The organism is uncultured Cocleimonas sp., assembly GCF_947495625.1.
Classification (GTDB): domain Bacteria; phylum Pseudomonadota; class Gammaproteobacteria; order Thiotrichales; family Thiotrichaceae; genus Cocleimonas.
The window spans coordinates 42,482-65,422 of record NZ_CANLZW010000014.1; the positions used below are offsets into that span (position 1 = coordinate 42,482).

Annotated in this window: 23 protein-coding genes; 12 read left to right on the forward strand and 11 right to left on the reverse strand. The window is 40.2% G+C overall.

Going from position 1 to position 22,941, the window contains the following annotated elements; genetic code table 11:
• Positions 1-123: 123 nt before the first annotated feature.
• A complete protein-coding gene (locus Q1A31_RS09585; protein WP_299875761.1) occupies positions 124-2,574 on the reverse strand; it encodes a hypothetical protein in 2,451 nt (816 codons plus the stop codon).
• Between the two features lie 417 nt (positions 2,575-2,991).
• Here Q1A31_RS09585 and Q1A31_RS09590 point away from each other — a divergent pair, with 417 nt between their 5' ends.
• Together Q1A31_RS09590 and Q1A31_RS09595 are read left to right on the forward strand one after the other, a co-directional pair.
• Complete coding sequence (locus Q1A31_RS09590; RefSeq protein WP_299875763.1) at positions 2,992-4,314, forward strand: replication-associated recombination protein A; 1,323 nt, start codon at positions 2,992-2,994, stop codon at positions 4,312-4,314.
• Between the two features lie 49 nt (positions 4,315-4,363).
• Positions 4,364-5,698 (forward strand): DUF3754 domain-containing protein, encoded by a 1,335-nt coding sequence (locus Q1A31_RS09595; RefSeq protein WP_299875765.1) that lies wholly within the window; start codon positions 4,364-4,366, stop codon positions 5,696-5,698.
• Positions 5,699-5,852: 154 nt separating this feature from the next.
• Here the strand turns inward: Q1A31_RS09595 and Q1A31_RS09600 are convergent, their stop codons facing one another.
• A complete protein-coding gene (locus tag Q1A31_RS09600) occupies positions 5,853-6,398 on the reverse strand; it encodes a hypothetical protein (protein WP_299875767.1) in 546 nt (181 codons plus the stop codon).
• 465 nt (positions 6,399-6,863) lie between these two features.
• Here Q1A31_RS09600 and Q1A31_RS09605 point away from each other — a divergent pair, with 465 nt between their 5' ends.
• Positions 6,864-8,537 (forward strand): hypothetical protein, encoded by a 1,674-nt coding sequence (locus tag Q1A31_RS09605; protein ID WP_299875769.1) that lies wholly within the window; start codon positions 6,864-6,866, stop codon positions 8,535-8,537.
• Between the two features lie 224 nt (positions 8,538-8,761).
• Complete coding sequence (locus Q1A31_RS09610) at positions 8,762-9,373, forward strand: fumarylacetoacetate hydrolase family protein (RefSeq protein WP_299875771.1); 612 nt, start codon at positions 8,762-8,764, stop codon at positions 9,371-9,373.
• Positions 9,374-9,537: 164 nt separating this feature from the next.
• Here Q1A31_RS09610 and Q1A31_RS09615 read toward each other — a convergent pair whose 3' ends face one another.
• Both Q1A31_RS09615 and Q1A31_RS09620 read right to left on the reverse strand, forming a co-directional pair.
• The gene (locus tag Q1A31_RS09615; RefSeq protein ID WP_299875773.1) at positions 9,538-10,392 is read right to left on the reverse strand and encodes an SDR family oxidoreductase; all 855 of its coding nucleotides are present in this window, start codon (positions 10,390-10,392) and stop codon (positions 9,538-9,540) included.
• Between the two features lie 148 nt (positions 10,393-10,540).
• Positions 10,541-11,341, reverse strand: a complete 801-nt coding sequence (locus tag Q1A31_RS09620; protein ID WP_299875775.1) for a siderophore-interacting protein — start codon at positions 11,339-11,341, stop codon at positions 10,541-10,543.
• 148 nt (positions 11,342-11,489) lie between these two features.
• On the opposite strand from Q1A31_RS09620, the gene Q1A31_RS09625 reads away from it, so the two are divergent.
• Together Q1A31_RS09625 and Q1A31_RS09630 are read left to right on the forward strand one after the other, a co-directional pair.
• Positions 11,490-11,918 carry a MarR family winged helix-turn-helix transcriptional regulator gene (locus tag Q1A31_RS09625; protein ID WP_299875777.1) on the forward strand — a complete coding sequence of 143 codons (429 nt, stop codon included), beginning with the start codon at positions 11,490-11,492 and terminating at the stop codon, positions 11,916-11,918.
• Between the two features lie 117 nt (positions 11,919-12,035).
• Entirely contained in the window at positions 12,036-12,560 is a 525-nt protein-coding gene (locus Q1A31_RS09630) for a YaeQ family protein (protein ID WP_299875779.1), read from the forward strand.
• A 27-nt stretch (positions 12,561-12,587) separates the two neighbouring features.
• Here Q1A31_RS09630 and Q1A31_RS09635 read toward each other — a convergent pair whose 3' ends face one another.
• The 4 genes from Q1A31_RS09635 to Q1A31_RS09650 are packed head-to-tail and all read right to left on the reverse strand — an operon-like array spanning position 12,588 to position 14,227.
• On the reverse strand, positions 12,588-13,085 hold the full coding sequence (locus Q1A31_RS09635) for a DUF3106 domain-containing protein (protein WP_299875781.1): 498 nt from the start codon (positions 13,083-13,085) through the stop codon (positions 12,588-12,590).
• Positions 13,082-13,324, reverse strand: a complete 243-nt coding sequence (locus Q1A31_RS09640) for a hypothetical protein (protein ID WP_299875783.1) — start codon at positions 13,322-13,324, stop codon at positions 13,082-13,084. Before Q1A31_RS09640 ends, Q1A31_RS09635 begins: the two co-directional genes overlap by 4 nt.
• On the reverse strand, positions 13,314-13,661 hold the full coding sequence (locus Q1A31_RS09645; RefSeq protein ID WP_299875785.1) for a hypothetical protein: 348 nt from the start codon (positions 13,659-13,661) through the stop codon (positions 13,314-13,316). Before Q1A31_RS09645 ends, Q1A31_RS09640 begins: the two co-directional genes overlap by 11 nt.
• Complete coding sequence (locus Q1A31_RS09650) at positions 13,658-14,227, reverse strand: RNA polymerase sigma factor (protein WP_299875787.1); 570 nt, start codon at positions 14,225-14,227, stop codon at positions 13,658-13,660. Before Q1A31_RS09650 ends, Q1A31_RS09645 begins: the two co-directional genes overlap by 4 nt.
• Positions 14,228-14,436: 209 nt before the next feature.
• On the opposite strand from Q1A31_RS09650, the gene Q1A31_RS09655 reads away from it, so the two are divergent.
• Positions 14,437-15,048 carry a hypothetical protein gene (locus Q1A31_RS09655; RefSeq protein ID WP_299875789.1) on the forward strand — a complete coding sequence of 204 codons (612 nt, stop codon included), beginning with the start codon at positions 14,437-14,439 and terminating at the stop codon, positions 15,046-15,048.
• 68 nt (positions 15,049-15,116) lie between these two features.
• Here the strand turns inward: Q1A31_RS09655 and Q1A31_RS09660 are convergent, their stop codons facing one another.
• Both Q1A31_RS09660 and Q1A31_RS09665 read right to left on the reverse strand, forming a co-directional pair.
• Positions 15,117-15,584 carry a hypothetical protein gene (locus Q1A31_RS09660; protein ID WP_299875791.1) on the reverse strand — a complete coding sequence of 156 codons (468 nt, stop codon included), beginning with the start codon at positions 15,582-15,584 and terminating at the stop codon, positions 15,117-15,119.
• A gap of 42 nt (positions 15,585-15,626) precedes the next feature.
• Positions 15,627-16,028, reverse strand: coding sequence for an OsmC family protein (locus Q1A31_RS09665; RefSeq protein WP_299875793.1), 402 nt, complete (start codon positions 16,026-16,028; stop codon positions 15,627-15,629).
• 310 nt (positions 16,029-16,338) lie between these two features.
• Here Q1A31_RS09665 and Q1A31_RS09670 point away from each other — a divergent pair, with 310 nt between their 5' ends.
• Entirely contained in the window at positions 16,339-17,967 is a 1,629-nt protein-coding gene (locus Q1A31_RS09670) for a DEAD/DEAH box helicase (RefSeq protein ID WP_299875795.1), read from the forward strand.
• Positions 17,960-18,970: a S1 RNA-binding domain-containing protein gene (locus Q1A31_RS09675; protein WP_299875797.1), complete on the forward strand. Its 1,011-nt coding sequence runs from the start codon at positions 17,960-17,962 to the stop codon at positions 18,968-18,970. Before Q1A31_RS09670 ends, Q1A31_RS09675 begins: the two co-directional genes overlap by 8 nt.
• A gap of 121 nt (positions 18,971-19,091) precedes the next feature.
• Here Q1A31_RS09675 and Q1A31_RS09680 read toward each other — a convergent pair whose 3' ends face one another.
• A complete protein-coding gene (locus Q1A31_RS09680) occupies positions 19,092-20,303 on the reverse strand; it encodes a HupE/UreJ family protein (RefSeq protein WP_299875799.1) in 1,212 nt (403 codons plus the stop codon).
• Between Q1A31_RS09680 and Q1A31_RS09685 the strand changes: the two genes are divergently transcribed.
• The 3 genes from Q1A31_RS09685 (at position 20,298) to Q1A31_RS09695 (ending at position 22,819) form a co-directional block, all read left to right on the forward strand.
• Positions 20,298-21,239: a DUF4198 domain-containing protein gene (locus tag Q1A31_RS09685; protein WP_299875801.1), complete on the forward strand. Its 942-nt coding sequence runs from the start codon at positions 20,298-20,300 to the stop codon at positions 21,237-21,239. The genes Q1A31_RS09680 and Q1A31_RS09685 overlap by 6 nt on opposite strands.
• Positions 21,240-21,442: 203 nt before the next feature.
• Positions 21,443-22,309 (forward strand): hypothetical protein, encoded by an 867-nt coding sequence (locus tag Q1A31_RS09690; RefSeq protein ID WP_299875803.1) that lies wholly within the window; start codon positions 21,443-21,445, stop codon positions 22,307-22,309.
• Positions 22,310-22,447: 138 nt separating this feature from the next.
• Entirely contained in the window at positions 22,448-22,819 is a 372-nt protein-coding gene (locus Q1A31_RS09695; protein ID WP_299875805.1) for a hypothetical protein, read from the forward strand.
• The last annotated feature ends 122 nt before the right edge of the window (positions 22,820-22,941 follow it).

Genomic DNA, 22,941 nt, shown 5'->3' on the forward strand with positions numbered 1-22,941 from the left:
AAAACGCCTAGCTCTGCATAAGTTCCTTAGATTATTTTAAACAACAAAATAAAAAATCACTTAAAAGTAGGGGGGTGACCTAATTTATCTTAAGTAGATGTCTAGTCTATTCTAGCGACAACCTTATTCACAATTATCCCACCAACAGCTTTCTGCAGCTTCTTGAAAGGTCATAACACCATCAAATTTTGGTGAATCTAAACGCGACATATTCAAATGTTCTTTCATCCCAAAGTTACCAAAACGGTAATACGATTGCGGGAGTGTATATAGCGTAAATAACGCCGTACCTTCATCCGATAGATCTTTCCAGGCATCGAGGAAGGTAATATAGCGTTGCTTCATACGCGGGTCACGATTCGCATCATTGAACAGCCCACGCAATCTCGCTTTATCATCTTCGCTGACATCGTTGCTACCCAGCACACCTGTTACTAAATGTTGTCCACCTTCATAAGCAACAAGATCGAGATTGTAAGCACCGGTTATCGTCAGCTGGCTTTTAACGGCTTCGATCGTGCCATCTAGAGACTTAACATCAATATCACTTGATTGATCAATTGCGGCGAATACATCATCGACCGTTGTTGCATCGAGTAGATTGTTCTCTGCATCGATACAAATCGCTTCGTAAGGACAACCAAAGAAATAGGGTGCGATCGCTACTGCATCGATGTTATCTATGTTGACGATACTATCTTTTAGCATTTGCTCAGTAAGGACTTTATCACCAATAAATGATCCTAAAACCCGTACTAAGCGGGTATCACTTTCAGCATCAAACTGAGCCTTCCAGAGAATGAAAATTTCTTCAGCACGTTTGCTGTAAAAACGTAAACGCGCAAAGTAATCGGCATCTCTATTACTGCCTTCAAATATTTCAGGAACAGTGTCGTATCCAAGTTCTGTTCCTTTCGCTACGGCGTAACTATGCGCAGAAAAACCTGGATTCCAGACTTCGTTTGAATATTCCACATAGGCTTTCAGATTCGTATCGAGGTTCTCATGAACGTATTTCGCATAGGTTTTAACGTAATCGTTATCAGCTACATGCGGCATATTGACCCAGATATCGCGTTGCAAGGTATTTGCTAATGCAATCATCACTTCAATCGGTACACCTTTGTGGTCTTCATCAGAGGTACGCCCATCGTTACCGCCCCAAACCGCATCTTCGAGTTTCGCGCGATGATCCCAGGTGCCTACACCTTCAGGGCAATCATCCGCAGTAAAACATAGCTTCTTAAGGCTCGCTTCCATCAGATTCATCATTCTTACAACTTTAAAGTTGCGAAGAAACGCTAAGTAATCAGGATTGAAAATAATCGCATTTCTATCCGCTGCTAAACGTTCTGCAAATGATTCATAAATATCTCCGTCGGGACACTCATCCTGAGAATCTACTCTAATAAAAGGGTTGCCTGCACAGGTTCCGCCAGGCATAGCTATTCTGATATTTTTGATCGGATTAGAGGTGTTAATGTCTTTAACGTTCATATTAAAAGCATTGGTGTCTGAAGCGGCAACTTCATCTTCGAGATCAAAACTTCGAAGGTTTAAATCGAAGGTGTATTTATTTTCACCGCTTACTTTTTTGACATTCGAAACAGCTCCGGAAGATCCGAATTCCAGAATACCTTCGCCTTCGTAGATAACGGTGTATTGACCTTCTGGAATGGAATCGTCTAAGGTGCCTTGTAATAGTTTGGTGCGTGCGAAACGTATGCCATTAGCGAACTCAGACTCATCGGCAAATTCAACCACCCAGCCATTCTCATCTAGAATAGTACCTTCGGCAGAAAGCTCAGCAAAGGGTCTTGCCGTTCTGAAAATATCAGCAAAAGGCATTGGCATTCCCGCAGTATCTGCTCCACCTTGTGGTGCTTCTGTGTTAACACCTACCGATGGTGTAAACGATAGTTTAGGGATAACGCCTGTTGCTAGGTAAAGCACTTTTTCGATTGCATTGCTTTCTATGATTGTTGGCGCAGAAGTAATATCGTTATCAGTACTGGTGATGAAAACCTCACCCATAGGTTGTGATTCACGACTAGTGACACTGTAGTTTCCGTTGCTATTAGTATTTACAATCTCAGTATTTCCATCAGGAAAAATAGCAGTGATTGCAGAATCAGGGGCTGCTTTGCCGGTAATTACAATGGAACCATCCGAATTCGCTTTTAGATTGCTAATAGTGGGTGCGTCTGTAGGAGAGATAATCATAGTCTCTGGGCCATTGCTCGAAATACTAATAATTGTGGTATCGCCAGGAGGTTGAGAGTGAGTGCTGGTTGCAGAGTAGTTGCCATCGGAGTCGGTAGTAACCGTTTCTTTAGAGCCATCCGGAAATGTTATATTCACTACAGAATTGGGAGACGCTTGACCAGATATAGTTATCACGCCGCTGGCTGAAACGGCTAGCTCAGAAGTATTTATCTGCTCCGGTATAACAGGTGTGACGGTATCATCAGAAGAACTGCTTTTTCCACCACCACAAGCGGTTAAAGTGCTAAACACCAGTAAGAGTAAAACTGATTTTATTCCTGGTTTTGTTACAGTTGCGTTATAGCCCACGTTATTCCCCAATTTATTTAACTTTTTATAAGTTATTTCATGTTTTGATATTTATAATTTTGTTACTTATGGATGGTTTGTCAACTTGCGCCCAAACAAGTTCACCTATTTACAATAACTTACAAGTAGTTATGTGTAGATAATAAGGTCACCTCTGTGAATCTCGGTAAATTAAGATCTAATAAGTATATAAGCTAAGAAAGCTTGCTACTGTCTTGTATTTTATAAGATTATACGTGATTAATCTTTTAAAAACACACCCCCCTAGTTATAGGCATATTTTAGTAGTTGCCACACCGAGAACAGTTCACTTCCACTGTCCGTACTGTTCACAACTGAGAACGTTATCGTTATACGCGTATTTGTTTGAGTGATACAATTCCCATGTGAATAACACTAAGCCAACCATACCCGCCAATGATCAATAATCATGCTGAGCATAAACCGCTGGCAGAGCGAATGCGTCCTAGAACATTGGAAGAATATACGGGGCAGCAACACATACTAGGTGAAGGCAAACAATTGCGTGCAGCGATTGAACAGGATCGATTACACTCGATGCTATTCTGGGGCCCACCAGGAACAGGGAAGACCACACTTGCAAGATTGATTGCCCGATATAGTGGAGCCGAGTTTATCACTATGTCTGCTGTTCTATCTGGCGTAAAAGACATTCGTGAAGCGGTGAAATTAGCAAAGCAAAGCCACGAACTTGATGGTCGTTCGACAGTGTTATTTGTAGACGAAGTACATCGCTTCAATAAATCCCAACAGGATGCGTTTTTACCGCATGTTGAAGACGGCACATTCAGCTTTATAGGTGCGACTACCGAAAACCCTTCCTTTGAATTAAATAACGCCTTGTTATCACGCGTACGTACCTATGTTTTACGTTCGCTTAGTGAAGATGACATTAAAGAAATATTACAATCGGCGATTCAAGATTCAGAAAGAGGGCTAGGTGAGAAGAATCTTAAAATTGATCCTGATGCCTTAGACTTTTTAGCCAAAGCCGCGGATGGAGATGCGCGTCGTGGTTTGAATTGGTTAGAGATAGCTACTGATTTGGCTGATGAGGGTAAGATCACACAGGCAACCATCGAAGAGATAGCCAGCGAAGGTGTGCGTCGTTTTGATAAAGGTGGCGATCTTTTCTATGAACAGATTTCAGCATTGCATAAATCAATGCGCGGTAGTAACCCTGATGCTACATTATATTGGTTTTGTCGGATGATAGATGGCGGATGTGATCCACTTTATATCGCCAGACGCGTGGTACGCATGGCCAGTGAAGATATCGGCAACGCTGATCCGCGGGGTTTAGAATTGGCGTTAAATGCATGGAAAACCTATGAACGTTTAGGTAGTCCCGAAGGTGAATTAGCCATCGCACAAGCTTTGGTTTATCTCGCTTCAGCGCCCAAAAGTAATGCTGTGTACGCCGCTTACAATACCGCGATGAAAGATGCGCGAGAATCAGGCTCTTTAGATGTACCGATGCATTTACGTAATGCGCCAACCACTTTAATGAAGGATCTTGATTTCGGTAAAGACTATCGATATGCGCATACCGAAGAGGGCGCATATGCTGCGGGTGAGAAGTACTTTCCTGAAGAGATGGGAGAACGATTGTATTACGAGCCTGTTCCCCGGGGTCTGGAAATTAAGATCGGCGAAAAGCTTACACATTTACGTGAGCAGGATAGGGTTGCGCGTGAAAAAAAATCTATTAAAAAATAAATCATTCTCGCGTTTACTTAATCGTTAACACAAACACTGACCCCTCTATATGCTCAGCAATAATTTACTCAATGATAATTTATTAAACAATACGGATTCTGCGGACAAAACATTTATCCCTGTATCTCGAAGAGAGTTGATCAAAGAAATTATATGCAATGCGCGAGAAAGCGAACGTTTAGACAAACAGACTGTTCGTAATTTGCATACCTTCACAGAAGTCTTACAGACAATTTATCATGCCCGTTACCATCGCCATTATATCTCACTAAAAACAGCGTATCGGCCGTTTAATCCAGATAGAGATGTGGTATCAAATCGATTGTGGAATGATAATGAAAAGCGCTGTTTACAGAAAAAGCTATTTAGCGAAGTCTCTGCATTATTACAAAAAGCAAATTATGAAGAGCTTGATGAAGTTGATATAAATGAGGCACTTAATAATCAAATGTCACGTGGATTGTCAATTGGTGTGGAGCTTGATGATTATCAGCAGGTATTGATTTATACCCGTGGTAAATCTCTGGTGAGAGTCAAACAAAGGCATTGGAGAACGTTGTTTCTTAAAGAAATTGATGTCGATATTCCGATCTATAGTCGTTTGAATATGGTGTTTCGTTTTCGTGGTGAAACGGAATTAAAACAGCTATTAATCGATAAGGGTAAAAATCGTTTTAACCAATGGCTTTATCTGCGCAGACATAAGCGTTTGATGCAGGATAAAAGCTCCGATGATTATATTTTTATGCGTCAGTTTCGAGACATTCCATGCTCAGATCTTGAGATGTTATTTCCTAACTCAACCTTACGCTTTACTTTGCTGGATAAAATCAAACTAACTGCAGCAGGTGGTGCCGGAACTGTGGGTGGGATAATGGCTTTCCTATCCAAATTGGCTTTAGCCGTGAAACCGTTGACCATTTTGATTGCGGTGGTTGGTTTTGGCGGTGTACTGGGTCGGCAAGTCAGTAGCGTGTTAAACCAGCAAAACCATTATAAAATGGTACTTTCACGCAGTCTTTATACGCATAGTCTGGATATTAATGTGGGGGTCATCGCGACACTTCTAGATCAAGCCCTGGATGAAGACGTCAAAGAATCGGTACTTGCCTATTATATTCTTTTGAATGCCAGACAATCAGCTTTGGAAGCATCGCTGATTAAATCACTCGCTGAAGACTTCTTACAAAAACACTTTAATGTATCGATTAATTTTGAAGTGAAAGATGCTTTATCTAAATTAAAAAAAGATGGATTGGTTTTTAGAAATGAGGACCTGTATCAGGCAATAAACGTTGAGGAAACGGGTTCTAAATTAGAGTCGCATTGGTATGATTTGTATGCTGCGACAGAGAGTATTGCTTCAGCTTCAGGTGAACCTTGATTAGAACTAATTTTAGTTGAGCAATAACACACCCCCGTACTTTTGGGCACTATTTCTAAAAAGTGACAAGCTCTGCATAAGTTCCTTTAGTCATTTCAAACTACGAAATGAAAAGTCACTTAAAGTACGGGGGTGTGTTTTCTTTTTTATCGATTTATTTACTTAAGCAATCTTTAACATTTTGCTGGTTAAGTAATAACGCCACAATGATAAGAATAATAGGGGCGATAAAAGCACCGAGAGATGTGATTGAAGACATTCCGCCTGCTGCATTTGCCATTTCTGGACTCATATCTGCAAACATTTCTTCCATCATGCTTTTGGTATAGAAGAAAGTGAAAATACTCACTACGATAGTGAAAATTGTATAGTAATTAAAGTGTTGGCGACCAATATCAAGATACTTGAGAAGTTTAAATCCAATCCAGATAGCCCATATAGAGGTTAAAATAGACAAAGCTGTAGAACCAATCAGGTAGGTTTTACTCATACCCATCATTCCTCCGCCTTGAGAAAGCGCGTCTAATGCGCCTGAAGCAAACATCATCGACGCCAATCCAAACAAACCAAAAATTAAACCTAATGCGCCTAATATAATTGAAATGATTCCGATGACTTTAGGTATTGAACTGCGCGCGACTAAATTGTTATTAACGTCAGACTCTGGCGGCGTGTAGGGGTTATTCGCATTATCATTCATAAGTGTTCCTCGTAACTTTGTGGTCGTAGTGGTTATTGAAGTAGTGAAAGTGTTGCCAGTTTTGTGCAACTTTTTAAAAGCTGGCTTAGAACAGAGTTTAAAATAAACTTACAAATGAAACTGTGAACTATTTACGCTTATTATCAGACAGATAGTTTAACAAGAGTGGAATGTGAAACAAGAGTAGAGAGTGAAACAGGCATAGAGAGTGAAACAAGAATAATCATGTAGCAGGTTGCTGTGTGATTTTCGCTAATCTGATTTTTAATCAGGCAAATAGTACTAAATTTCAATAAGCCCTCATAGTGCGTTATTTTGTAACTTGATTTAGTTATGATAAGTTTCATAGATTCCATAAATGTAAAATAAATAACATAGTCACAAAGAATCAATCTTTGATTCATTGGCCTTTTAACTCAGGCTACTTTCAGGCTATCTACCAATTTCTAATACAGGGGTGTAACAATGAGAGTGTTTTTCTTAAACATAGGAATATTGTCAATATTGGCATTGCTAACGACATCAATGAGTTTTGCCAGTCCGATTTCAATTACGCACACGCATGATGGTAGACAGCATAGTCATGTGTTACCTGCAGAAGGACTTGCACATAGACATGGGGGAGCTCCTGGACAGGCGACATCTAATGTTGTGAGACGCACTGGCACGATTGTTTACGGAAATCCTCAGCCATCTCGACCAACGGCTAAACCGCCTAAACCAGATTATTATGATTTTTCATCCAGTGGTAATCAGACAACAACAGTTATTAGCTCTGGTTCTAGCTCATCGCACTTTCACGATGGCAGACAGCATACTCATCCTTTACCTGCTCAGGGCTTTGCGCATCGACATGGCGCAGGTTCTTTAGGAACTCGGGTAAATAGCAATACCACTAGACATAGCAATACGGTCATATATGGAAATGCACAAGACAATTACAAAGGGAATAGCCGATCATATAATGATGGTTTAGTTTTTGGCCCAAGTGATTCGGCGCGTAATACCAAAGTGCAAAGAACGACTACCAATAACGGTTATTTTGATAACAAAAGAGACCGTGGTGATCGACGTGATAGAAAAAGAAATTTATCCAAAGGTGACACCAACTGTAGAATTGGGCAACCTAACTGCAATATGTGTGCGGCGAACGTACAACAGCAATTCAAGCGCGCAGCAGCGAATCAAATCAGATGGCAAACCAAGCCGTGGTCATTTACCTGGCCACAAAAATATCCGCCGCAAAACCTAAGACCATTGGATATCTTTAATGGTGATCCTGCGCATGCTTTAGGTATTCCTGATACGCATGTTCAAGGCTTTGTGCGCACTAACTCATCGCTTTACCCTTATGCCGGAAGCCATAGTCATAAAAAACGCGGCGGCATCTTTGTTGTGAAACAATCGGGTAATGGCACAAAGTATTTGTCGACGTTGCACCGTACCAAGGGCAGACATCCGAGTGGTGTGCATATTATCGGTAAATACCTGGTGTATGGTTTAGGCAAACGCCTTCATTTCATGGATATCAATAGCCAGAATCAAGACCTTGAATTTAGTTTGCCGATTGAAAAGGCGAATTTTGGCGGTGGTCTGGGTATTGTAAAACTGGCTGATGATCGTCATCTAGTTGTAACTACTGGCCCTGGCGGACAAGATAATAGACCACGTTATAATCAGTTTTATATTCTAGAAACGTCTAACGGTCGTCCTTCTTCATTAAAACTCATCAATCAATCATCCACCCAGAAACCTTCTAAATGGCCTAAAGGTTTAGCCTATTCAGAAAACCTGTCACTGATCACCGAATGTGGAACAGGCGATATTTATGCGGTTCATACAACTGGTGATGAGAAGGGAATTTCTGCCATTACGGGTAATGGTTACTGGAAATTATCTAAATTAGTACAAAAAGATAGAGCCCTTGGATTATCCGCAATTAATGCCTTCACCATGCGACAAGACATGAAGAGTTGTAATGTCAGAGCTGCTGCAACCGTGGGTGTTACGCCGCAAAAACGGATGGAGTTCAGCTGTCATGGATACGCCAAAGACCCTGATGGTACGATGTTTAACGTGTTAGGCCGTTCTAGCAGAAATAAAGATAAGTTTTATTTCAAAACGGGAACTGTTTTCTAGACGCATTGACACTGGCATTTTTACTGATGCCAAGTGCTTGTACCTAAAACTAGCTAGTACAAAAGAGCTCTGAATGGATGTTAATTCTTCAGAGCTTTTTTAACGCTTAAATTAATTTTTTGTCTATACTCATGATCGTCCGGGAGACTTGAAAGTGCGTTACAAATCATCGGATAATCAGACGTTAACATAGCGTAGCACCAGTAAATGCAGGGATTAAATAAATGAAAACAATTAGTTGCGATGGTAAAGACATAATTCCGTCTAAGATAATCTGTATTGGCAGAAATTATGTGGAGCATATTCAGGAGTTGGATAATGCAATGCCCGATGAGCCGGTGATTTTTCTTAAACCGAACTCAGCAATTTCACATGAAATCGTTACTCACGAGATAGATGCAATTCATTACGAAGCTGAGATCAGTTTTTTAGTGCATGATAAGCAACTGTCTGCGGTAGGTTTCGGCCTGGATTTAACCAAAAGAGAAGTCCAGTCAAATCTGAAAGGTAAAGGATTACCGTGGGAGCGAGCCAAAGCCTTTGATAATTCAGCGGTGCTCAGTGATTTCAAACCGTTCGATGGCGACATACACGCGTTGCGTCTTGAATTGTTTATCAATGGTGAGTTAATTCAATATGGCGGTACCCCGCTTATGCTTTATAAGCCCAGTGAAATACTGGAAGAAGTGTCCAAATTCATGACGATTGCTGATAACGACATTATCATGACTGGTACGCCTAAAGGCGTGGGTGTGGTAAACAAGGGTGATGTATTTGTGGGTAAGATCTTTGAGAATGATGACTTACTTGTAGACGTTGAATGGCAGGTGCAATAAGTCGTTTATTTAAGTTAAAGAATGACTGTAACTCAATAATAACTTTCGTGTTTTCCTGGAAGGCTGTTTTATCATCAATAGAAAAAACAGCCTCAAAGTAGGGGGGTGACTATGCTATTTTAGTCAGACTCCTAATCGCCCTAAAAATAGTTTCATGCCTTGTATTAAAACGCCTTGGATTTAAGCGTGGCGAAATAAGCCGTCCAACTCTGGTGTTCTCTGCCTGCCGCTTTACTGTATTGACTCGGATTATCCGACTTACCTTCGCGAATCCCTTGATAAATCCCAGCGATAACAGTACCTAAAAATTCGCCTAATTCAGCCACCCGATCTTCACGGAATGCTTCGACAGACATCGCTTCATAACGCAAATCCGTGCCAAATGCTGCGTTCAGGTATTCTGCAAGTTGGCTTTGGCTAATAGCTTCACCATGTAAGTTATAGATCTGCGCATTGTGCTTATCTTCGGTGAGCATTTTTGCATAGGCGTATGCGAGTTCTGGGCGTGAGGTGTAACCACATTTGCCATCAGCCGCACAGTTGGCAATCACTCCCGCTTTTTTATACGCTTCGATATATTCAATATCAGGCTCTATGTATATGCCATTGCGTCCGATGACCCAATCCAGACCGCTGTCGATAATATCCTGCTCGGTCTGTCGATTACTTTGAATCACTGGAGAAAAAGCCGTGCCTTCTTCAGCGCCTTGAACGCTGGTATAGACAATCTTCTTCACGCCACTTTTCTTGGCGGCATTAATCACATTTCGATGCTGCTGGATACGTTTATCCGGATCATCCATGCCAGAGACTAATAATAAAGTATCTACCGATTCTAGCGATGTTTCCAAGGCGTCAAGGTCATTGTAGTCGCCAGGTCGCACTTCAATACCCAAGTCCTTCGCTTTATCAGGTGTGCGAGCCAAACCGATGACATCATCTTTGGGGACTACAGCGAGTAATGCCTTAACAATTTCTTTTCCTAAATGTCCGCTTGCTGCGGTTACTGCGATTTTCATATTTTCTTCCTATTGCTATAGGTTAATTTGTAAGCTTAATGCTATTAAAATGTGTTACTAACCTTTGTTATGACTGTAGTAAATAATGATTGCTACAAATAATGACTGCGATAAATAATACTCGCCACAAACACCTGAGGTTTTAAAACTAAGCGTTTGCTTGATCGGCATCAGTTTGTTTTGCCTTTTTGTGCTCCTCTTCGGTATTGCCTTGTTTCCAGTAACTGGAAACATATAGATGTGATCTTTCAATAGCGCATTCTTCTCTCAGGTATTGTCTGATTTTTTTCATCGTCTTAAATTCGCAGGCAACCCATGTGGATAAACCTTGCGCTTGCCTCAGGTCTTTCTCTATGGCATGAAACAGCGGTGAGGCATCTGAGCCGGGGTTGTCATTGATTACCCACTGTAGCTCAATACCTTCGGGTTTAATCAGGTTATGTATGTCCGATTCCGATAAAACTTCAATAAATAACTGACCTTTGGCGTTTTCCGGTAAACGTTTTAGATTCGCTGTTAGTGCAGGAAGTGCCGTCATATCGCCCGCAAGTAAAAAATACTCTGCATCCGTATTGATGAATTTAGCTGGCCCCGGGCCTGCGATTGAAATTTCATCGCCAGCCGCAGTGTCTAACGACCAGGGCGCAGCAATACCATGATTAGTATTGTTGTCGAGGCTATTGTGTAGCATAAAATCCACATCGATTTCATTCTGATCAGATCGTTGTTCTGCAACTGTGTAGGTTCTCATGACTGGTTTTTCTTTACCTGCCTGATTAAAAAGAAGCTTGATATAAGCACCTTCCGAATCTTTGGGGAAACTAGCCAGCGCATCGCCCTGCAATGTTACCCGGCGCATATTGGGTGTCAGATTATTGGCTGACTTTACCTGTAGTGTTCTGGGTACACGACGGGTTTTGGCATTTTTAACTCTTTCGATAATGTTCATTATGTATCCTGTATTTTTACTAGATTGAGTGAATGTTGTGTTTAACAAAACGCTCAATCTTGTAATAAGTGTAAATATAGTTGATAATAGCAACCATATAGTAATGTAATTGATAATGTCAACTATAATTCTTTTAGGAAGTGAATAAATGTCTGATCGAAAATCATCAGAAAGTCTTTTTCACCTGGTTCATGCCTTAAAACGGCAACTATTTGAACAAGCAGAACAACTCAATGTAAATCTCACGCCGATGCATATTCGGGTGATGAAAATTATCGATCGCAAGAAACCGTGTACTGCGATAGATATCGCCAGTTTTCTAAGGCGCGATAAAGCACAGGTAACGCGCTTGGTGAATACACTGATCGAAAAGGATCTGATAAGTAAAGAACCCAACCCTAACGATAAGCGCAGTCAATATTTATGCGTCACAGAAACGGGGACTGCGTTAGTCGACGAAATTGCCAAAATAGATGCTAATACAATGCAGATGATGACGAAAAACCTCTCTGAAGAAGAACTCTCAGAGTTTCAGCGTATTAGCTCATTAATGTCGAAAAATCTTGAATCCAGATAACTAGAACAACCGATAACTAGAATTCCAATAACTAGAATCCAGAAAAAAGTGCCTGAAAGTAGGGGGGTGTGTTTTAATCTCGATTTCTCATTATTCGCAATCGCTCAGGACACCTGTATGGCAATCAGCGCCACCATCAATAAAGTATTACTCAATATTGCAGATATGGATCGGCATTATTATCAAAGTCACGAGCTTACTGCCGCGCAACACCCGTCAGAGACTGATTTTCGCTTTATGGTGCGAATTATTGCCTATGCGTTAAACGCGAATGAAGAATTGACGTTCACCAAAGGCTTGTGTGTCGATGATGAACCCGAGATTTGGCAGAAGTCTCTGACGGGTGATATTGAGCTCTGGATTGATTTTGGTCAGCTGGACGAAAAGCGAATTCGTAAAGCCTGTGGCAGAGCTGATCAGGTGATTGTGTATACCTATAACAGTCAAAAATCTGATATCTGGTGGAATCAGATCAATGCAAAGCTTGCTCGATATAAAAATTTAAGCGTAATGCATATCGAAGCAGAAGGCGTTGAAAACTTGGTTAAACGCAATATGGTTTTGCAATGCAATATTGAGGATGGTGAGCTGCTTTTAAGCGATGATGACCATTCTTATACAGTAACTATTAGCAAGCATTAGTTGCTTCCTAGATTAATAATTCTTTAGTTAATTGGCGAATTCCCTAAGAAATTGTCGTCGTTGTTGCTGATCCATCTGACGCAATTCTTGGCGCAGTGATTGACGTTCTGATGGGCTCATAGAACGGAATTTATTTCTTAACGCACGTCTTTGCTTATTGGGTAGATTATTAAACCACAGCCTTTGTCTGATGATTCTTTTTTTCTGTCTGGGAGTAAGCTTACGAAATTGTTTATAACGCTCTCGAGCTAGCTTTCTTTCTTCATTATTTAGCTTCTTCCAGTTTTTAAAGCGTTTCTTTAGACGTTTCTTTTGTGCTGGTGTAAGTGTCTTCCAGCGTAATGCCGCTTTGCTCAGTTTTTGTTGGCGTTGCTCACTAAAGCTGTTCCACTGGTTCACAAATGGTTTAAGTGTTTGCTGTTGTTCTCGCGTTAGAGACTGCCAATCTAGCGCGCTCACTTGTGAACTCAACACTAGAAATACACTGAGTATCAACGTTCTTATTAGTTGTGTATGGTTAATCATTGTAATGGGTCTTCCGTACTGTGTTTATCAAAATCACTACCATCGTTATATTCGGCTTCTGACTCAAGCCAGTTTTCAAAGCCATCTCCAGTGACTTCTGTCATATCTGCGAGAAACTCAAGGAAGTCAGAACTCACCTGTTCATGACTTTGATCCTGACCTTCATTGCTGTTTGCATTCGCCTTGGCTGATAACATTGTCATTACCATGAAGAGTAAAATGGCAGGTTTAGCTTTCATCCAGTGACTCATCCAACCATTGATAAAAATCGAGTTGCGTGTATAAATCCATATCTACATCAGCACTAAGCATATCAAGATCTTCAAGCGGTGAGAGCTTGCTAGCAGTTAACTGAGGTACAATCATAAAAGCCAGGACGCTGGCGATTGCCAATCCTGCACCTGCACCAGTCAGCCATTTTTTAGAAAGCCAAACACTTTTTTCTGTTTGAGATAAGGCTATATTGCGTGCTTCACGCAAGCGCTGCGCAGTATCACTATTGAGTGATTCGACTTGTTGGTCAAATGCCTGCTTTGCATGTTGACTAATATCTGATTGATTATCTTCGTTTGTCATAAAGAAAATTCCTCTAAACTCGCTCTTAAGCTAGAAAGCGCTCTTGAATAGTGTGTTTTAACGCTACCTTCAGAACATTTCATGGCATTAGCAGTTTCTTTTGTGCTCATTTCTTCCCAGGCTCGAAGCATAAATGCCTGTTGCTGTCTGAGTGGTAATGCACTGACTGCCACTTCAACTTTTTCGCTAAACTCAAAACTACTTATATTGTCTTCGGGTAATTGGTCATTTTCATTGCTTTTGTTTTCTAATGGTGAATCTCTAAAACCTTCACCTTGAGTGGACAATTTGTCGTTTCCTAACCAACTGCGCCAACGGTTTCTTACTTTTTGCCGACGGTGCCAGTCATTAATTCTACTTTGCACGATTCGGTAAAACAAAGGTGGCCATTCATGGCTGTTTTTATTTGAATACTTACTCACCAATTTGATCATCGCATCTTGAACGATATCAAAGGCAACGTCCTCATCTCTGGTTGCAACTCGCGCCATAATGAAAGCTCGCTTTTCACTATGGATTAAGAATTGCTCGAGATTCTCAAAGGTATTGTCGTTATCAGTATTCAAAAATTATTCCTGTTTATCTAGATAACGCACGATCTTAGATTTGGTTGACAAACAAAGATAAAAAAATTTTTTAAACAAAATTGTCAACCAAATTCAAGTTAACTCGTTGTAATGGGCATAGGCGGATAATTCCACTCTATATAAATTATTTAAAGTGTTAAACAAGCTTTCTATTAACCACGCTTCCAATTAACAACGAGGATACTATTATGAAATTATTTAACAAAAACAAAATTGTAGCACTAAGCGCATTTAGCTTATTACTTACTTCCGCATTTTTTACTCAAGTGGCAGTCGCAAATACCAATAGCCCAGGTATAGATACAAAACAACAGAACCAGAAAGACCGCATTTTACAAGGTGTAGATTCTGGCGAACTTACCGGTAAAGAAGCATGGCGTCTGGGTAAACAACAAGGAAAAATTTACCATAAAGAGCAACGTTTTAAATCGGATGATCAATTTACACGTCGTGAACGAGCCGTAATTCACCGAGATTTACTCAAGTCATCTAAAAGCATTTATGTGCAAAAGCATGATCGACAAGTGCAGGGTGCAAATAGCCCAGGCATTAGAAACCCCGGAATAAACCATCGACAATTCAATCAGGCAAGACGGATTGGTCAGGGCATACGTTCGGGTGAGTTAACAAGAGGTGAAGCGTTTAGACTAGGTCATCAGCAAAAACGAATTAACCATCAAAAGCGTCGTTTAAAAGCAGATGGTACTTTTACCAAGCGTGAGCGTATAAGAATTCATAAACATCAGAATCGCGCATCAAAAAATATATATCGCAAAAAGCATAATGCTAGAACTAGATAATTAATCAAAAAACGCCACAAATTTGTGGCGTTTTTTGATTATTTTTTAGGACTACAAATGGAGTTATTTTATATGACTGATGTTACTGCGTTAAAAATTAACAAAGCAACCGCAAAGATTCCCAGAATTTTAATCAGTAGATTGATTTTCTCTTTCTTTGAGCGAATCTTGTCAGCGTCCTGATTGATCGCTTCTAAATCATTCTGATCAATTGCCGGATCCATCCAGATACGCTCATGGCGTAAATCACTTTCAGCCTCTATCACCGCTATGGCGTGAGTTAATTCAGCTCGATAAGTCTTTTCATTGATATCTACCAGTTGGCGACGCAAGCCGTTATGGAAGTGCATGCCAGCCGCCAGAATATCGTTGAATTGTGCCACATAATGGACATTTTTCGGGTAGTTTGCATGATTTGCTTCGTCCTGGTTTTGAGTAGCCTCATGAGGTAACTCATCCCAACTTAATATCTTTATCAAACCCGGATCGTCCGTACCTATTGGTGGAGATTCTATCGCTAAATAGCCTGCTTTCATTGAAAATTCTCTAATATATGTATAATCGTATTAGATCATGAATCACTCAAAACTACTCATGATATCGACATTCGATCGCAATGTTTTATGAATCGGGCAACGGTCCGCAATTTCCAGCATGCGGTGTTCTTGCTCATCGGTAAAGTCACCTTCCAAATGAATTTTACGGATAATGCGTGAGCTACTGCCATCTATTTCATTGGGCGGGATATAGGTCAAGCGAACGGTGATTACATCCAGTTGAATATTCTTGCGTTCGGCATACATGCTTAACGTGATAGAAGTACAACTGCCCAGTGCAGATAATAAATAATCGAAAGGCGCAGGTCCTTTGTCAGCCCCACCAAGATTAGTGGGCTCGTCTGCAATCAGGGTGTGATTACCTGTGGTTATCGTCTGTGTATAAGGTTTTCCGGTACTTTCTACAAATGCTTCAGAGTTCATAGTCTTGCCTTTTTAGAGTCTACTTATTGTTAAATTATTGTAGAAAGCTTAGTAGAAATTAGGGATATTTTCAGTTATTTGATTGTTTCTGTGATAAAGAACTAATTCTAAGTATTTGATAAATATGGCCTAAAAGTAGGGGGGTGACCTAATTTACTGTGTATTAAACAATATTAGTATTTATAGATGTTTAACGAGGTTTTAGTGATAGTTATCTTGGTTTTACGTTAGAATAGCGATCTTATTTTGTTTTAGGCAGAAGTTACAATTCTACCTTCTCCTAAATCTCCCCTGATACTCACGAGCATCCATGAAAAAGACACCCGCTAAAGCCGACTTTAAGTCATTTACCCTATCTCCATCAATTTACTCTGCGATTGAAGAGGCTGGTTATAAAGAGCCAACTGATGTGCAGCAAGACTCAATTCCAGCAATCCTGAATGACAGAGATGTATTGGCGCGCGCTGAGACGGGTTCAGGTAAAACAGCAGCTTTTGTTTTACCGTTATTAGAAAAAATTCTAAGACAAAAAGCAGCCAAGTTAGCTAAGAAAAAACCGCTGGATAAATCCAATGTGGTAGGAGTTTTAATACTCGTGCCAACGCGCGAGTTAGCGATTCAAATCCGTGAAGAGTTTGAGCGTTTTGCTGTAAATATCGAACCGAAAGTGAAGTGCTTGAGTGTGTTTGGTGGGATTAAAATTAACCCACAAATGATCGCCTTGCGCGGAGGAGCTGATGTATTAGTTTCAACACCAGGTCGTTTATTAGATTTAGAAAGAAATAATGCGATTTTATTACATCAGACGAAAACACTCGTCATCGATGAAGTGGATCGTTTGATGAAAGGTGATTTTGCCGAAGAGATTGATGAAATCATTGCTAAGCTTCCAGCAGGCAGACAAAACCTGATGTTTACGGCAACCTTCCCGCCAAGTATTCGTAAGCTGGTTCGTAAGATAATGAACGAACCTGAGATCATCAATGTCGATGATTTATATGATGATGTGAAAACCGAGCAAAGAGTTATCACCGTTAATCATTCACGAAAGCCTGAATTATTAGCGCATTTGTTAAAAACCAATGACTGGAAACAGGTTTTGGTATTTTGTAGCGCCAAACGTAGTTGTGACAACCTGGTAATGAAGTTGGAAAAACTCGGCGTGGAAGCAAGTGCGATGCACGGTAATCAACATCAATATGCGCGCGCAGGTGCTTTGCGTGACTTCAAGGCTGGTACAGTAAGAGTATTAGTCGCTACTGATGTGGCTGGACGTGGTATCGACATTGAGCAATTACCTTGCGTGATCAACTATGAATTACCACGATCACCCAATGACTATACGCATCGAATTGGTAGAACCGGTCGTGCGGGTGAAGATGGAATGGCGATTTCTTTGATTTCTCATGAAGAGTATCAGCATTTCAGTGTCATCGAAAAACGCACTGGAATGATACTGGAACGTGAACAAATCAAAGGATTTGAAGCGGATGCAACAGCTCCTCAAATACCTGTGAGCATCAAGAAAAAGAAAAAACCTAAGCATAAGAAAAATAAGCTATCTAAAAAAGCTAAACTAAAAACACTTAATAAAAATTCAGATGCTAGCAAGCCAGAAGCACCCCAGAATGAAAAGCCTTCGCTTTACGGAAAAGTTAAAAGTTCCGAAGTGAAGGACGCTAAATCCGAAGTGAAGGAAGCGAAGAAGCCTTATGAGCCTTACGAAACTAAAGCTAAACCTGCTAATTCTGAAAAGCCGGTAGCTAAAGAAGCTAAGCCTAATAATAAGCCGAATAAAGAGCAAACTTCAGATAAAGTAGATTCGAGTAAAGTTGCTTCTGCCAAACCATCTTCTGATAAACCAGCAGCACCAGAAAAAGTAGATGGTAGCTCACTCTATACTCGTGTTTTACCAAAGAAAGGTGGTTCAGATGAGTAAAAGTCATTACGGTGGTATCAAAGGCGGAAAATCTAACGCTGATATTTCTGCAAATAGTTCTGTAGATAATCAGGATTATGATGAAAAAGTTATAGATAAGAAAAACTTAGATAAAAACAACTCTGATGAAGAATCGCTTCTAGAAGATGATAATCTGCATCTGTTTAAACGCGTTAGAATTGGCAGAACCAATGTATTACGCGTGGTAAAACGCTTACCATTTGGTGCTTATCTCTCTGCTAGTTCGCAAACTGATGAAATCTTGTTACCAAAAAGATATGAGCCAGAAGACTGCAAAGTTGATGACTTGGTTAAAGTTTTCATCTACTACGATTCAGAAGATCGAATCATAGCAACGACAGAAATACCCTTAGCCCAAGTGGATGAGTGCGCATTCCTGAAAGTAGTTGATGTGAACAAAGTAGGCGCGTTCCTGGATATCGGCTTGATGAAGGATCTGTTTGTCCCTTACGCCGAGCAAGATGTAAAAATGGAGAAGGGCAAGTCCTATGTAGTACGAGTGTACCTCGATGAGCATAGCGGACGTATTATGGCGTCCTCAAAGCTAGATAAGTTTCTGCTCGAAGAATCACATTCTCATCAGGCAGAACAAGCTGTAGATCTTATGATTTATGCAGAAACAGAGTTAGGTTATAAAGCCGTCGTAGGTACAACTTACGTTGGTTTATTATACAAGAGTGAGCTACCTCAACCATTAAAAATTGGCGATAAGTTCAAAGGTTATATAAAGACTGTACGCACTGATAATAAACTCGACTTGAGTTTGAATTTACCCTCAGAAAAAACACGAACAGATTTGGCTAATCAAATACTCACTCACATAAAAGATCAAGGTGGCGCTTCATCGCTTACCGACAAAAGCTCACCTGATGATATTTATGCACAGTTTAAAGTCAGTAAAAAAGCCTACAAAAAAGCGCTGGGAGCGTTGTATAAACGACGTTTGATTCTTATTGAAAAAGACAGTATTAAACTGGTTTAGTTAGAATACCAATCTAAAAAAGTGCTCTAGCTCTGCATAAATTCTATTTACGTTTTTTTAAAAATAAAAACGTAATATCATTCAAAGTAGGGGGGGGACCTTACTGTTTATTCAGTTCAGGTTAAATCCACCCAACGCGCTCAATAAACCAGTAAGCGGCAATAAGTGCAATCACAATAGATGCCGGGGTAGTAATTCTGGCGTGGTACCAGCTCTTTTTACCGAACCAGTAGCCGAACAGAAGGAAACAAGCGGCAATCACGCTAAGTTGTCCCAGTTCTACACCTATATTAAAACCAATTAGACCGCTGACGAAATTACCTTGAGTTAATCCAAATTCGGTCAGTACACTGGCAAAACCTAAGCCATGCAGTAAGCCAAATAGGAATACCAGAACAGGGCGTAGGCGACTGAGTTTTTCATGAAATATATTTTCGACACAGACATACACAATGGATGCGGCTATCAGTGGTTCTACGATGGCAGGAGAGATCGAGATTACACCAAAAATACCTAATGCAAGCGTGACACTGTGAGCCAGTGTGAAACTTGTTACTTGGATTAAGAGTGGTTTTAATCGAGTACTTAACAGGAATAAACCAACAACAAAAAGAATATGATCTAAACCCTTTGGAACGATATGATCGAATCCAACAGCGATATAATTGATGAGTGTTTGCCACCAACCAGTTTGTGAGGCACAACCCGCTTTTGTCTGGTTTTCTGGATTGGAGCAATCTATACCAGTATCTATTCCTATAACAACGGGTTCACTAACTTTGCCTTCGGTAAGATAAGCAGAATAAAGCTCTGGATTTTCTTCTGAGCTGACTCTGAAAACGGCATTGCCAAAACTCTTATCCCATTGCCAACTCAGATTTTTTGTCCCTTCAGGGATTAATCCAGCTATATTGATGATCGAATCTCGGGCTAGATCGAGATCGCCTACTTCGGGTATTTCTACATCCAGAATGCGCACAGGCTCTTCTTTACCATCAAATTTAAGCGTCATTTTATTTAAGAAGATTTCGCTAAAATTCTCAAATTCCTGATTGAGTTTTTCCGGTGGAAGTGACCTTAGTTCATCGTATTTAGTTGCATTTTCAGATTGTTCGGTATCGTCGTGCTGATCACCTACTTGCGCTAATAGTGCCTCAAGATTCTGTTGAATATTAAGCTGATAGTAGCCCGCCTTATTGAATGTAAAATCTACAATCGCAGGGCGAATTTCATGTGCGCTTGCAATCGAAGAAAAGAACAATAAAAACAGTAGCGAGTATTTAATGATGTTATTCAATATGGATTCTTGCTGTGGGCGATGGAGTAAATGCATAATGCCTATCTTAGATATTCATTCAAAACTAAAAGGTCGAATCATACTGTGTTTTTCATTAAAAGAAAGAGTGATTTTAATATCAAAAATATAATCAATAAATATTTGATATCGTTATTAATAGTAGGGTTCTCTCAGAATGTTTTTGCACATGAAATGTGGTTAGAGCCGGTGCTTTTTGAAATTACAAAAGGCGATAAATTTTCAGCTCATGAGAAGGTTGGGCAGAATTTTAAAGGCAATAAATATGCCTATCTAGATTCGAGCTATGAGAAATTAAACTACACAATCAATGACATAACGCATCCTTTGTCTCCGCGTTTAGGATCACTTCCTGCTGTACAAGGGGTAATCGAAGAAGAAGGGTTGTTGGTCTTATCTGCAAAGACCACAAGATCAAAATTAACCTATAAAGATAGAAAGATTTTCAATAAATTTCTCAAAGCAGAAGGTCTGGAGTGGGTATCAAAAGCCCATAAAGATAGAGGTTTGCCTGAAATAGGGTTTACTGAAGTATACCGCCGTTTTCCGAAATCTCTGATAAAAGTAGGCAATGGACTAGGTAAAGATAAGGCGTTAGGACTGGATCTTGAATGGGTTGCTTTAACGAATCCCTATGCGGCTAATCAGGACGTTAAAGATAAGATTAAATTGCAATTACTATCGCAAGGTAAACCCTATGCGGACGTTAAAGTGAATGTTTTTACTAAAATAAAGCCTGATAGTAGTAAAAGTCTGACTGTGGCAAAAGCAAAGGTCGTTCACACAGAACATGTTACTGATGAGAAAGGTATCCTTAGCTTATCGGTTAAAAAGAACAGTGTGTATTTAGTGAATGCGGTAAAAATGATTGAACCAGACTCGGATACAAGCGACAGATATAATGCAGTATGGGAGAGTTTATGGGCTTCAATGACTTTTGAGGTGCCAAAGTAGTAGTGTAAAAAAGGCTAACAAACGCTTCATAAATTAAGTAAAAGCGTGAGTAAAAAGTGAATCATATTATGACTTTATTTGTAAGGTTATATGGTTTATTGTTCTAAGGATAAGTGCGTATAAAAAAGCAATGCATATATAATAAGAAAATATTATCAATATAAAACAAGTTACATACAAATTAAAAATTCAAGGAAGAAGATATGAACGTAAAATTATTATCCACGGCATGTACTATCTTGGCCTCGGGATTAATGCTCAGCGCATGTTCCCAAACCTCAGGTACTCTCTCTGGTCAACAATCACAAAAAGATGAAGTAGCATCAGTAGTTCCTACAGGAGTTGCACATACTCACCCTGCGAATAAATGTACTAACTCAATAACTCATACTCATCCCAATGGTGGCAGTGTGCATAAGCACCGTTACGATTGTAGCCCTAAAAGTAGAGTAATTACTAAAAAGCCTTCAATAGCACATACCCATCCTGCACAAAAGTGTACGCGTTCGGTTTCTCATTCACACCCAAATGGTGGAAGTACCCATTCTCACAGTTATAACTGTAAAGGCAATATGAGAAAGAGTGCAAATATGCACACGCATCCTGCGAACAAATGTACACGCACAATCTCGCATGCACATCCAAATGGCAAACGTGAGCACGCGCATCGTTATAGCTGTCAGGGCAATGCTAAAATGAGTGCGAATCAACATAAGCATCCTGTGAATAAATGCACACGTTCAATTTCTCATGCACACCCAAATGGTAAACGTGCTCATGCGCATCGCTATAGCTGTCAAGGTAATCAAAAGCGCATGGGCGCGAATCAGCATAAGCACCCAGCAAACAAATGCACACGCTCAGTTTCGCATGCGCACCCAAATGGCAAAGGCAAGCACGCTCATCGTTATAGCTGTCAGGGAAGAGGGATGGGCAATGGAACGGGTATGATGGGTAAAGGTAAGGGTGTAGGTTATACCCATACACATCCAGCGAATAGCATGACCAATTCAGTTACACATACCCATAGATCGGGTAGAATTCCACACACGCATAACTATGGAAAATAAAGCTTTCTGATAGTATTTATTAGGGTAGATTTATTAAAGCCTCAACTGTCATCGGTTGAGGCTTTTTTTATGGTGTAGTGAAGATTTGATTAACTTGTCATATACTCGGGTTATTACTTTACTGAACTGATGAATGTCATGCGTTTATTTAAAAATCACTTTACTCAACAACAAAAACGAAAATTTGTCGTTTTACATTATTTCGTTTTAAGCTGTGTTTTAAGTTTAACCTTAACTGCCTGCTCAGGCTCAGAAGATAAATCAGGAAAGCCTAGTTCTTCAGCAGTAACCAAGTCTAACAAAAATTTGAAGCCACATATTCATCCTGAAAACGCCTGTCTTGGCGCTAGGACGCATTCACATGTTGGTGGTGATAAACAACATGAGCATTCAATTTCATGTGAAAGCACGAAGGTAAATACCAATGCGCATATCCATCCTGCGAAAGATGGGTACCCTGAAACGCGTCATGTTCATCCGAATGGAGCAAGAGAACATTCTCATCGTTGAGTGAGTTTGCTTAAATAATCCCCGCTTTCTAAAGGTAGTTGAAATTAGCTGAAAAAACGGCTGTAAGTAGGGGGGTGACTTTCTATAGTTTGTTATACGGCAAGAAAATCCGCATTTTTGAA